This is a genomic window from Streptomyces sp. SID5464, from assembly GCF_009862985.1.
Lineage (GTDB): Bacteria > Actinomycetota > Actinomycetes > Streptomycetales > Streptomycetaceae > Streptomyces > Streptomyces chartreusis_D.
Map to the genome: position 1 here is coordinate 1 of NZ_WWIQ01000055.1, position 12,580 is coordinate 12,580.

Genomic DNA, 12,580 nt, shown 5'->3' on the forward strand with positions numbered 1-12,580 from the left:
TATCAGATCTTTTTCTCGACCTGACCCCCAGTCAGCGGGGTTCGTCTTCGCGGCTGTTGGGCCGTTCCGACGTGTCCAACCTTAGCGCGTTCTCTCGGCGTTTCCAAAATCGAAGCCAGTGCGGAGTCGATCAGGTCGTCGAGTCCCAATTCGAATTGAATTCGGGCACGCCGAAATCAACCCCGTTGGGAGCGATCTTGCTAGTGGTTGGGTGCCGCTCGTGCGGCGGAAGCGCTGTCGCAGAACCGTTACGGCTCCGCGGCAACCCGAAGAACTTTACGGATCGGGAAGGGGGGTGTCAAGCGGCCCCTGTCAAGATCTTTGATGCGGGCGTCAGTCCAGGTCGGAGAGGCGGCCGCCGGCGTCCGGCTGGGCGTCTTCCACCCGGCGCAGGAGCCGGGTGAGGACCTCGCCGAGTGCGCTGCGCTCCTCCGGGGAGAGGTCCTGGAGCAGATCCTCCTCGAAGACCGTCGCCAGGCGCATCGCCTCCAGCCACTTCTCACGACCTCCGTTGGTGAGCTCCACGATGACGCGGACCCTGTTGGACTCGTCCCGCTCCCGGGTGACCAGTCCTTCGCCGACCATGCGGTCGATCCGGTGGGTCATGGCGGCCGGGGTCAGACCGAGGCGCTTCGCGAGGTCGCTCGGGCCCAGACGGTAGGGGGCCCCGGAGAGGACGAGGGCCTTCAGGACCTCCCACTCGGCGTTGCTGATGCCGAGGGCCGCGGTCTGACGGCCGTAGGCGACGTTCATGCGGCGGTTCAGGCGGGACAGGGCCGAGACGATCTGCTCCACCTGGGGGTCGAGGTCCTGGAACTCGCGCTGGTACGCCGCGATCTGCTCTTCGAGGGTCGGCTCGCTGGGGCCGGGGGTGTCGCCCATGGGGGGAGTATCGCACGCTCGTTCTTTGCCTTGAAGTCCTTGGATATGTACTCTTTAGCTTCGAACTTTAGTTTCGAAGTCTTCACTCCTAACTTGTGAGAGAGGTGAACGTGACCAGGGCGATGGGCGCAGCGATGCGCCGGATCCACGTGGGCAACGCACTCAGCGCGTTCGGGCTCGGCTTCACCGTCCCCTATCTGTACGTCTACGTGGCGCAGGTGCGGGGACTGGGAGCCATGACGGCGGGTCTCGTACTCGCCGTTTTCGCTGTGGCGGCGCTGGTCGTGCTGCCGTTCGCCGGGCGGGCCATCGTCCGGCGTGGCCCGCTGCCGGTGCTGCTCACCGCCCTGGTCGCCGCCGCCGTCGGTGCGCTGGGTCTGGGGCTGGCGAGCAACGCCGCGGCGGTGCTGTCGGCGGCTGCCGTGCTGGGGGCCGGTCAGGCCGTGACGCAGCCGGCGCTGGCGACGATGATCGTGGACAGCTCGACGGCGGATACGCGCTCGCGCGCCTTCGCCATGCAGTTCTTCCTCCAGAACCTCGGGCTCGGGGTGGGTGGCCTCATCGGTGGTCACCTCGTCGACACGTCGAGCGCTGCCTCCTTCACGCTGCTCTTCGCTATCGAGGCGGCGATGTTCCTGCTGCTGGTCGTGGTGATGACGACGGTGCGGCTGCCGCACGCGCCGCGGATCGAGGCCGCGCCCGTGGCGTCGGGGCGGGGCAGCTGGAAGCAGTTGCTGGGCAACCGGGCCATGGTGCAGTTGTGCGTGCTGGGCTTCGTGTTGTTCTTCGCCTGCTACGGGCAGTTCGAATCGGGACTGAGCGCGTACGGGGTCGAGGCGGCCGGGATATCGACGTCGGCGCTGGGGACCGCCCTGGCGGCGAACACGCTGGTGATCGTCGTGGCGCAGTTCGCCGTGCTGCGGTTCGTGGAGCGGCGCAGGCGGTCGCGGGTGATCGCCGTCGTGGGGTTGATCTGGGCCGTGGCGTGGGCCGTGGCCGGGTACGCGGGGCTCGGGCACGGGAGCCAGGAGATGGCGACGGCCGCGTTCGTCTCGACGTACGCCCTGTTCGGGCTGGGTGAGGCGATGCTGTCGCCGACGGTCGCCCCGCTGGTCGCCGATCTGGCGCCGGAGGGGATGGCCGGGCAGTACAACTCCGCGTTCGCCCTGGTCAAGCAGCTCGCGCTGGCCGTCGGGCCGGCGGTGGGCGGGCCGCTGGGGGCCTCGCTGCACGCGCCGTACATCGTGGCGTTCCTGCTGTTCTCGCTGGGGATCAGCTTCCTGGCGGTGCGGCTGGGGCGGCAGCTCACGGAGGTGCAGGATCAGCCGTGGCTCGCGAAGAGCCGGGTCGTGGCGCGGGGTGGGGCGCCCGTTTCCGCGGACGTCTGATCCCCGCCCCTGCCCTTCCCCACCTGTGCAGGCCCCGCTTCCGCCTCCCTTGCGTCTACGGCGCCTGCGTGCGCGGTAGTGCGAACTCGCACCACACCGCCTTGCCGCCGCCCGGGGTCCGGCGGCAGCCCCAGTTCGACGCGATCGTGGCGACGATGGCGATGCCCCGGCCCGATTCGTCGCCCGGTTCCGCGCGGCGGCGCCTGGGGAGATGGTCGTCGCCGTCGGTGACCTCGATGATCAGGCGGCGGTCGGTGCGGCGCAGGCGCAGGCGCATCGGCGGGGTGCCGTGCTGGAGGGAGTTGGCGACCAGTTCGCTGGTGGCCAGGACGCCCAGGTCGTGCAGATCGGCGGGGAAGCGCCAGCTGGTCAGGACGCCGGAGGCGAAGGCACGCGCGCGTGGGGCCGCTTCCACGCCGCCCAGGAGTTCCAGGGCGGCGTTGCGGAACAGCTCGCTCTCCGGGCCCGTCCGGGCCGGGTGCTGGAGGACCAGGACGGCCACGTCGTCGTCGTGGTCGGGGGTCACGCCCGCCGAGCGGACCAGGCGGTCGCAGACGACCTGGGGTGTGCCGGTGGCGCCGGCCAGGGCGCTTTCCAGGGCGGCGATGCCCTCGTCCAGGTCGGCGTCCCGGCGCTCGACCAGGCCGTCCGTGTAGAGGACGGCCGTGGATCCGGGGCCGAGGGGGATCGAGCCGGAGGCGTGCATCCAGCCGCCGGTGCCGAGCGGCGGGCCGGTGGGTTCGTCGGCGCGCAGGACCGCGCCGTTCTCGTCGCGGACCAGGATGGGGAGGTGGCCCGCCGAGGCGTAGACCAGCTTGCCCTCGTTCGGGTCGTGGACCGCGTACGCGCAGGTGGCGATCTGGTTGGCGTCGATCTCGGCTGCCAGGCCGTCGAGGAGCTGGAGGACCTCGTGCGGGGGCAGGTCGAGGCGGGCGTAGGCGCGGACCGCCGTGCGGAGCTGGCCCATGACGGCCGCAGCGCGGACGCCGCGGCCCATGACGTCGCCGATGACGAGGGCCGTGCGGCCGCCGCCCAGGGTGATGACGTCGTACCAGTCGCCGCCGACCGCGGCCTCTGTGCCGCCGGGGTGGTACGTGGCGGCGATGCGCAGGTCGTCGGGTTCTTCGAGCTCCTGGGGGAGCAGTGACCTCTGGAGTGTCACCGCCGTTTCGCGCTGGCGGCGTTCGCTGGCGCGCAGGCGTTCGGCGGCTTCGGCGTGGTCGGTGACGTCCGTGGCGAAGACGAGGACACCGCGGCCGTCGCTGCCGCCCTTGCCGTCGCCCTGGGCGACCGGGGTGCAGGTGAAGGTGTAGCAGCGGCCGTCGGGGGCCTTGCGGGACTTGACCGTGCGGGGCTTGCCGCTGCGCTGGACCTGGTCCAGGAGGGGGAAGAGGCCGAGCGCGTCCAGTTCCGGGAGGGCCTCGCGGGCGCGTTCGCCCAGGGGGCGGACTCCGAAGGCGGTCGTGTAGGCGTCGTTGACGTAGGCGATGCGGTGGTCGGGGCCGTGGACCAGGGCGACGAGGGACGGGACGCGGTCGAGGACCTCACGCACCCGCAGTTCGTCGACGGCGGGTACGGACGGTGGCTCGTCGGTCAGCTGTTCGGTGCGGGCGGCGGGTACGGAACCTTCCCCCCGCCGGTTCGGGGAGGCCGTCTGCTCGGTCCGCGCTGCGGCGCGGCGCTGCGTTCCGGGGAGCCGGGCGCTCCAGCGCGTGAAGTTCACGAATCCTTGCCTCGTGTAGTCGTCGGCGGCCGGCACCGGAACCGGCCGGGGCCCCGGGGGCCCGCACCGGGGCGAGTGGTGGCACGCCCGCGGTGGTGGACCAGTCTGGCAGTGAGCGGACCGGACCGGCATCCGTCAGACGCCGGGCCGGCCGGTGGAGTTCCTGGGTCCGGTCAGGACGACCCCTTCGGGTTCACCGGGGGGTCTTGAGAAGGCTTTCCACCGGCCGCGAGTTCGAACTCCGCCCGGGGGTGTTCGAGTGAACCCAGGGAGACGATCTCGCGTTTGAAGAGTCCGGCCAGCGTCCATTCGGCGAGGACGCGCGCCTTGCGGTTGAAGGTGGGGACGCGGCTGAGGTGGTAGGCGCGGTGCATGAACCAGGCGGGGTAGCCCTTGAGCTTGCGTCCGTAGACGTGGGCGACGCCCTTGTGCAGGCCCAGGGAGGCGACCGAGCCGGCGTACTTGTGGGCGTACGTGGTGAGGGGTTCGCCGCGCAGGGTGTGCACGATGTTGTCGGCCAGGACCCTGGCCTGGCGGACGGCGTGCTGGGCGTTGGGGGCGCACTCCCGGCCGGGCTCGCCGGCTGTCACGTCGGGGACGGCCGCGGCGTCTCCCGCCGCCCACGCGTGCGTGGTGCCCGCGATCGTCAGCTCGGCCGTGCAGGTGAGCCGTCCGCGGCCGTTGCGGGGCAGGTCGGTGGCGGCGAGCACCGGGTGGGGTTTGACGCCGGCCGTCCAGACGACCGTACGGGTGGGGAAGCGGGCGCCGTCGCTGAGGACCGCGACCCGGTCCGCGCAGGACTCCAGGCGGGTCTGGAGGCGTACGTCGATGTTGCGGCGGCGCAGTTCGGTGACGGTGTAGCGGCCCATCTCCTCGCCGACCTCGGGCAGGATGCGGTCCGAGGCCTCGACGAGGATCCACTTCATGTCCTCGGGCTGGACGTTGTGGTAGTAGCGCGCGGCGTAGCGGGCCATGTCCTCCAGTTCGCCGAGCGCCTCCACGCCGGCGAAGCCGCCACCGACGAAGACGAAGGTGAGGGCCGCGTCGCGGATCGCGGGATCACGGGTGGAGGAGGCGATGTCCATCTGCTCGATGACGTGGTTGCGCAGGCCGATGGCCTCTTCGACGGTCTTGAAGCCGATGCCGTGGTCGGCGAGGCCGGGGATCGGCAGGGTGCGCGAGACGGAGCCGGGGGCGAGGACGAGTTCGTCGTAGGTCAGCAGCTGCCCGCCCGTGCCCTCCTCCTCGGTGGCGAGGGTGGTGACGGTGGCGGTGCGCTTCGCGTGGTCGATGGCGGTGGCTTCGCCGATGACGACACGGCAGCGGTCGAGGACGCGGCGCAGCGGTACGACGACATGGCGGGGCGAGATGGCGCCCGCGGCGGCCTCGGGGAGGAACGGCTGATACGTCATGTACGGGTCGGGGGTGACGACCGTGATCTCCACCTCGCCCCGCTCCAGTTCCCGTTTCAGTCTGCCCTGGAGGCGCAGGGCCGTGTACATCCCGACGTAGCCACCACCGACAACGAGAATGCGCGCACGTTCCTTCACCATCCCATGACGCACCCGGCGCTTGCGTTTGTCCACAGCCTCGACGAATTGTGTGACCGGAGCGGGAGAGCGCGCGGAGTTGGCCGGAAAGGTGAGCTGTGGTGAATACCCGCAGGTCAGCAGGGGTGGTGCGAGGGGCGGTCGGGGGCACATTCGGGACGTATGCGACCCGTACTCCGATCGGTGGGCGCTCCGTGCGGAACCTCCCCCTTCTGAATTGACTCCCTCTCAACTATGTTCGTGTGTCGACGGGGTGTAGGGGGATGCGCTCGCTGGGTCCGCGACGGGCGGGTCCGGGGACCCGGGCCTGTTCCTCCGTCCCGGCATCGAATGGCGGGGAGTGTCTCCGGGGGGAGACGTCATTACCGGGGGAATGCGAATGCATGTTCAGGACTCTCATTGGTCGTCCGCGTCCGCTGTCGCGGCGGGTGGCGCGACGATGAGCGCGACGGCGGGCAACGGACGCGGGAACGGAGCGCGGACGACGCCGCTGCGCGTGGACGCACAGCGCAATCTGGAACATGTGCTGCGGGCGGCGCGCGAGGTGTTCGGCGAGCTGGGGTACGGCGCGCCGATGGAGGACGTGGCGCGACGCGCGCGGGTCGGCGTGGGCACGGTGTACCGGCGGTTCCCGAGCAAGGACGTCCTGGTGCGGCGGATAGCCGAGGAGGAGACCTCCCGGCTGACCGACCAGGCGCGTGCGGCGCTCGGGCAGGAGGACGAGCCGTGGTCGGCGCTGTCGCGCTTCCTGCGTACGTCGGTGGCCTCCGGCGCCGGGCGGCTGCTGCCGCCGCAGGTACTGCGGGTCTCGGTCGAGGATGACCGTGCCGGTCAGGCGCGCGTGCCGCAGCAGCGGACGCAGCCGGGCCCGGCGGAGCTGCGGCTGGTGCCGGAGGAGCCGGTGGCGGTCGCCTCGGTGCCGGCAGCGGCGGTCGCGGCGGAGGACGACGCCGGGGCCTCGGCCCTGCTCGAGGTCGTGGGTCAGCTCGTGGAGCGGGCGCGTGCGGCGGGTGAGCTGCGCGCGGACGTGTCGGTGTCGGACGTCCTGCTGGTGATCGCGACGGCCGCGCCCTCGCTGCCGGACGCGGCGCAGCAGGCGGCCGCGTCGGCCCGCCTGCTGGACATCCTGCTGGAGGGGCTGCGGTCACGGCCGGCGTGAGCCGCAGCGGCTCGGGCGGGCTGCCGGAACGGGCGGCCGGAACGGGCGGAGCGATCGGCCGGTGCGGTCGGCTGCCGGTCGGCTGGGCTGGTCGACTGGGTTGATCGGCTGCCGGTCGACTGGTCCCGGTCGATCGGACCGGTCGGCCTCGGTGGTCACGGTCGGCCGCCGGATCGGTCCGCTCGGCTTCCGAGCACGGCGACAGGGAATCATTCCCCGAATGAGTGATGCCTAGTACTGGCGTGCGGTAAATCCCCACGGATGAGTGATGGTCCGGACAACGAGGGTCTGACCAAAAGCCAATATGGCACTCTGACCCGGTGGTCTGGACGTGTTGGCCGGCTGGCGGGGGCTTTCCGCGATGAGCGTTGACGGGCGGGACGAGTCGAGCGGCAGCGGGGACGCCACGGCCGGCGGCCCGGTCCCGCCGCAGGTGCCCAGCCAGGGCGGACGCGCGGGCGTACCGCCGGGCGGGCATCCCGTCGACGGCTCGGTCCCGCCACAGCGCGCATGGCATGAGGACAGCGTCGTGCCGTCGCCGCGCGAACTGCCGCCCTCCGACGCCGATCTCATCGACCGGATGCGCTCGGGCGACGACACGGCGTACGAGGAGCTGTTCCGGCGCCACGCGCAGGCCGTGCGCCGGTACGCCCGGACCTGCTGCCGTGACGCCCACACGGCGGACGACCTGACCGCCGAGGTCTTCGCCCGCATGCTCCAGGCGGTACGCGGCGGCTCCGGCCCCGAGCACGCCGTGCGCGCCTACCTGCTCACCTCCGTCCGGCGCGTCGCCGCCTCCTGGACGCGGTCGGCGCGGCGCGAGCAACTCGTCGACGACTTCGCGGTGTTCGCCGCCCAGTCCGCACGTGGCTCCTACGTGTCCGACGACGACACTCTCGACCAGGGCGCGGACGTGCGGGCGATGCACGAGGCCGAGCGGTCCATGGCCATGCGGGCGTTCCGGTCGCTGCCGGAGCGGTGGCAGGCCGTGCTGTGGCACACGGAGGTCGAGGACGAGTCGCCCAGCGAGGTCGCCACGCTCTTCGGGCTGGACGCCAACGGCACGCGCGTGCTCGCCAGCCGGGCCCGCGAGGGCCTCAAGCAGGCCTACCTCCAGGCCCACGTCAGCGCCACGCTCACCGCCGACGAGGAATGCGCGCGCTACGCCGACCAGCTCGGCACGTACGCCCGCGGCCGGCTGCGCACGCGTGCCGAGCGGGGGCTGCGCAAGCACCTGGAGGAGTGCGTGAAGTGCCGGCTGGCGGCGACGCAGATCGAGGAGGTCGCCGGCGGTATCCCCGCCGTGGTGCCGCTTGCGGTCATCGGCTGGTTCGGTGCCGCCGGGTACGCCAAGGCGGCCGGGCTCATCGCCGGAGGCACGGGGGCGGCCGGGGCCGCGGGCGCGGCTGCGGTGGCGGGCGGGGGCTCGTCGGGCGGGACGGCGGCGAGTGCCGGTTCGGCCGGTGGGGCCGCGGGGGGCGGCTCGTCCGGTGGGGCGGGAGGTGGCGCGGCGGTCTCCGAAGGGGTGGGCGCGCCGGTGAAGGCCGGCATCGCGGCAGGCGTGGTGGCCGTGGGCGTCGTGGCCGCGGTGGTGCTGGTGCTGGCCGGCAACGAGAAGCAGCAGAAGGACGAGGCGAGACCGGCTCCCACTCCGTCTTCGCCGGTGGTCCGGCCCGCCGACCCCACGTCCTCTCCATCCTCTCCCTCGGAGCGGGAACCCGGACCGCGGCCACCGGCGATCGTGCCCGCGCGCGCCGAGACGCCCGCGCCGACACCGACCTCCAGGACCAGCCCGTCGTCCACACCGTCCCCGGCCCCGACACCGACGCCCACCCCGCCGCCCGGGGCCCCGAGGCCGACACCGCCCCCGGCGCCCGCGCCCACACCGACACCGACACCGACCGAGAGGCCGCCCGCCCCGACCGTCTACCAGTGGAGTGAACTGTCGTACGACATCAGCGGCGACGGCACCGCGCCCGAGATGCGGATCGGCGCGAGCAGCTGGGTCTGGCAGCGGTCCGGCCTGTCGGCCGGCGGCAGGCGGTACACGCACGGGGTCACCGTGCACGGCCGCTCCTCCGTCACCATCGACCTCAACCGCTCCTGCTCCTCGTACCAGGCGCTCGTCGGGGTGGACGACATGGCGCTGAAGCTCGGCAAGGTGTACTTCTCCGTCTACGCCGACGGGGTCCGGCTGTGGCGGTCCGGGCTGGTGGAGGGCGGTGACCCGGCGGTGCCCGTCCAGGTGAACCTCACCGGCCGCGGCACCGTACGGCTCGTGGTGGAACCGCACGGCGCCCTCGACGACCTGGCCCTGGCGGACTGGGCGGAGTCCAAGTTCACCTGCGGTTAGCGGCTTCCGGCCCGGTGGCGTACGAACTCCGCGCCTCCTCCAGCTCGCGCAGGACGTCGTCCGCCGTCAGGGCCGTGCCCCGGGCGCGCTCCGACTCGCACCGGGCGGGGCCCAGGGCGGCGCGAACTGCTGCCCCGGTCCGTTCCGCCTGGGCGTACTCCGGCATGGGGCGGGGACGTCCGCCCCGCCAGTGGTCACCCGCGCCGAGCAGCCGTGCCGCGCGCGGGAAGTCGCCGAGGTCGGCCAGCAGTCCTGCCGCGCTGTCCACGACCGTGGCCCGGATCGCGTCGGAGCACCGCTTGTCCACGGCCTCGCGAAGCGCTCCGGTCAGCTTGTCCAGTGCGGGCCCCGGGCCGGACTCGCTCGCCGTGACCATGGCGTCCACCAGATCGATCATCACCACGAACTGGGGCGGCGGTGTGCCGCGCCCGGCGTCCGCACGCGCCGCCTCGCAGAGCGCGCGCGCCCGGGCGGTGTGCCCCTCCTCGGACGCCATCTGGGCCCGCAGCAGCAGGACGAACGCCCTGGAGTCCGCCACGCCGTACCGGTCGGCGGCGGCGGTCGCCTCGTCCAGCCCCGCGAGCGCGGCCGGGCGGTCTCCCGCGCGGTAGGCGATCTCGGCGAGCCGGGCGAGGAGGAACGGCGACTCGGCGTACGCGCCCACCTCGTAGGCGAGCCGCAGCGCCTCCTCGTACTCTCCCTTGGCCTCCTCGAAACGGCTGCGTGCCATGGCCGCCTCGCCGGCCGCGCCGCACACCTGTGCCCGTAGCCAGCGGTCACCGGCGCGGCGGCTGAGGATCCGCAGCTCCGCGAGGTCGTCGTCCACGCCGTCCAGGTCGCCGGGTCCGTCGACGACCATGTGCGTACGGAACATCAGGGCGACGGCGGTCTCCCACTCCCCGCCGTGCGCACGGCAGTTGGCGACGGCGGAGTCCATGACGGCCCGGAGGTCGCTCCGGTCGCCCACGTAGGAGGAGATGATCGGGCAGACGAGCCCCGGGAACCGGGCCGCCTTCGGGCCCCCTTCCTGGAAGTAGGCCCACACCCGGCCCACATACGGCCGCTGCCCGTTGACGAACGCCTCCGTGAGCGCGGCTTCGGTCACGAAGAAGACGTGCAGCATGCGCAGATCCATCCGCAGGGCGTGCAGCGGGTGCCCCGCCTCCCCGTCCGGCGCGGCGAGGAAGTGGTCCACGGGATCGGGCAGGTCCGGCTCGCCGCCGGACGGCACAAGCCCGGCGGCGGCGTCCCTCTCCACGCCCAGCCGCAGGATCCGGTCCAGCCACTCCAGGCCCTCGTGCCGGTAGTTGCGCAGCCACCAGAACCAGCCCATGGCCAGGACCAGAGCACCGGCCTCCTGCTCGTCCCCGGCCGTGAGGGCCCGGTCGAGGGCCGCGCGGATGTTGTCGAGCTCGGTCTCCAGGCGGGAGACCCACGGCAGTTGCCCGGCGGAGCGCAGCAGCGGCTCGGCCTCCTCGACCAGCGCGCGCACCCACTCCCGGTGCCGCCGCTCGGCCGCGGCACGCAGCTGCGGGGCCTCGGCGGCACGCTCGACGGCGTACTCGTGGATGGTCTCCAGCATCCGGTACCGCATGCCGCCCGAGCCGTCCGAGCCGTCCTGGCGGCCCTGGCGGCCCTGGCGGTCCGAACCGCCCGAACCATCCGAGTCATCCGGTTCGCCCGTCCCGACCGGTGCCGCGACCACGAGGGACTTGTCGACGAGGGCCCCGAGCAGCTCGGCGGCGGGCCCCGTGCACACGGCCTCCGCCGCCGCCAGGTCCCAGCCGCCCGCGAACACGGACACCTCGCACAGCACGGTCCGCTCGGCCTCGTCGAGCAGGTCCCACGACCAGTCGACGACGGCACGCAGGGTCTGCTGGCGGGGCAGGACCGTACGGCTCCCGGAGGTGAGGAGGCGGAAACGGTCGTCGAGCCGGTCGGCGATCTGCCGGGGCGTGAGCAGCCGGAGCCGGGCCGCGGCCAGCTCGATGGCGAGCGGCAGCCCGTCCAGGCGGCGGCAGATCTCCGCCACCGCCCGCTCGTCACGGAGCACGGCGCCCGCGTCGGGACGGACGGCGGCGGCGCGCTCCGCGAACAGCCGGCGGGCGTGGTCCGGCCGCAGGGGCTCGACCGGGCGCACCAGTTCACCGGGGACGCCGAGGGGTTCACGGCTGGTGGCGAGGATCGTGAGCCCCGGGCAGCGGGTCAGCAGGGTCTCGGCGAGGTGGGCGGCGGCGCCGATGACATGCTCGCAGTTGTCGAGGATGAGCAGTTGGCTGCGCGGCGCGCAGTACTCCACGAGCAGGGCGACGGGGTCGTCCTGCATGGCCGTCAGCTCGCTGGTCATCAGCACCGTCTCACGCAGACCGAGCGCGCTGACCACCGCTCCCGGCACCGCCTCCGGCCGGTCGAGCGGGGCGAGCTCGGCCAGCCACGCCTGCGGGAGCCCGGCGGCGGCTTCCTCGGCGAGACGGGTCTTGCCGGAGCCGCCCGGTCCGGTGAGGGTGACGAGTCGGGCCCTGTGCACATCCGAACGGATGGCTTCGATCTCGGGTTCCCGGCCGACGAAAGAGGTCAGTCGGGGACGGATGTTCCCGGTGCGCTCGGGCGGGGTGGGCGCTGGCGTCTCGCTCCTCGCCGCCGACGCGAGCAGGTCGGCGTGGAGGGCGCGCAGGTGCGGGCCGGGGTCGGTGCCGAGGCCCTCCGCGAGGGCGCGGCGGGCGGACTCGTAGGCGGCGAGGGCGTCGGCTTCGCGGCCGGTGTCGCGCAGGGCGCGGATGAGGAGGGCGTGCAGCGGCTCGTCGTACGGGTGGACGGAGGTCAGTTCCCGCAGTTCCGGTACGACGTCCGGCGCGCGGCCGAGCCGTAGGCGGGCCTCGGCTCGGGCCCGGGTCGCCTCCAGGCGCGTGGCCTCCGGGCGGGCGGCGGCGGTGCGGTCGGGGAGGTCGGCGAGGGCGGGCCCGCGCCACAGGGCGAGGGCGTCGTCGAGATGGCGTTCCGCCAGGGCGGGGGTGTCGGCGGCGAGGGCGTCGGTGCCCTGCTGGACGAGCCGTTCGAAGACGAAGAGGTCGATGTCGTCCGGCGTGGCCGTGAGGCGGTAGCCGCCGGTGTCCGAGGTCACGGCGTCCTTGCCGAGGGCGCGGCGGAGGCGGCCGATGAGGGCCTGGAGCGCGGCGTGGGCGTCCTGGGGTGGGTCGTCCGTCCACACCTCGTCGATCAGCGTTTGGGGCGTCGTGACGCGGGAGGGGCGGAGGGCGAGGGCGGTGAGCAGGGCGCGGAGGCGGGGGCCGCCGACGGGTATGGCGGTGCCGTGCTCGTCCTCTGCCGTGGTGACGCCCAGGATTCTGTACCGCACCGGGTCATTGTCGCCCGGGGTGGTGGTGGGGCCGGGGGTTTTCGGGGCCGGGTGTTTCTGGAGGCGGCGCGGCATCTGCGGGGGCGGGGTTGGCCAACTCGGCGCTGCGGGATTCTCGGCGCTGCGGCTGGGGCCGGGTGGGTCCGCAGCCCGGCGGAGCGGGGTGCCGC

7 protein-coding genes are annotated in these 12,580 nt (G+C 73.2%); 3 read left to right on the top strand and 4 right to left on the bottom strand.

What is annotated here, in order from left to right; all coding sequences use genetic code 11:
• Positions 1-333: 333 nt before the first annotated feature.
• On the bottom strand, positions 334-882 hold the full coding sequence (locus GTY47_RS26740; protein WP_010044934.1) for a MarR family transcriptional regulator: 549 nt from the start codon (positions 880-882) through the stop codon (positions 334-336).
• A 122-nt stretch (positions 883-1,004) separates the two neighbouring features.
• Here GTY47_RS26740 and GTY47_RS26745 point away from each other — a divergent pair, with 122 nt between their 5' ends.
• Positions 1,005-2,270, top strand: coding sequence for an MFS transporter (locus tag GTY47_RS26745; protein WP_010044936.1), 1,266 nt, complete (start codon positions 1,005-1,007; stop codon positions 2,268-2,270).
• A 55-nt stretch (positions 2,271-2,325) separates the two neighbouring features.
• Here GTY47_RS26745 and GTY47_RS26750 read toward each other — a convergent pair whose 3' ends face one another.
• Together GTY47_RS26750 and GTY47_RS26755 are read right to left on the bottom strand one after the other, a co-directional pair.
• Positions 2,326-3,993: a SpoIIE family protein phosphatase gene (locus tag GTY47_RS26750; protein WP_010044938.1), complete on the bottom strand. Its 1,668-nt coding sequence runs from the start codon at positions 3,991-3,993 to the stop codon at positions 2,326-2,328.
• Positions 3,994-4,166: 173 nt separating this feature from the next.
• The gene (locus GTY47_RS26755; protein ID WP_029181530.1) at positions 4,167-5,546 is read right to left on the bottom strand and encodes an NAD(P)/FAD-dependent oxidoreductase; all 1,380 of its coding nucleotides are present in this window, start codon (positions 5,544-5,546) and stop codon (positions 4,167-4,169) included.
• Between the two features lie 376 nt (positions 5,547-5,922).
• On the opposite strand from GTY47_RS26755, the gene GTY47_RS26760 reads away from it, so the two are divergent.
• Positions 5,923-6,702, top strand: a complete 780-nt coding sequence (locus GTY47_RS26760; RefSeq protein ID WP_050810308.1) for a helix-turn-helix domain-containing protein — start codon at positions 5,923-5,925, stop codon at positions 6,700-6,702.
• A 361-nt stretch (positions 6,703-7,063) separates the two neighbouring features.
• Positions 7,064-9,055 (top strand): sigma-70 family RNA polymerase sigma factor, encoded by a 1,992-nt coding sequence (locus GTY47_RS26765; protein WP_010044945.1) that lies wholly within the window; start codon positions 7,064-7,066, stop codon positions 9,053-9,055.
• On the opposite strand, the gene GTY47_RS26770 is transcribed toward GTY47_RS26765, so the two are convergent.
• Positions 9,042-12,410, bottom strand: coding sequence for a BTAD domain-containing putative transcriptional regulator (locus GTY47_RS26770; RefSeq protein ID WP_010044953.1), 3,369 nt, complete (start codon positions 12,408-12,410; stop codon positions 9,042-9,044). The two genes, GTY47_RS26765 and GTY47_RS26770, sit on opposite strands and share 14 nt — an antisense overlap.
• Between the last annotated feature and the right edge of the window lie 170 nt (positions 12,411-12,580).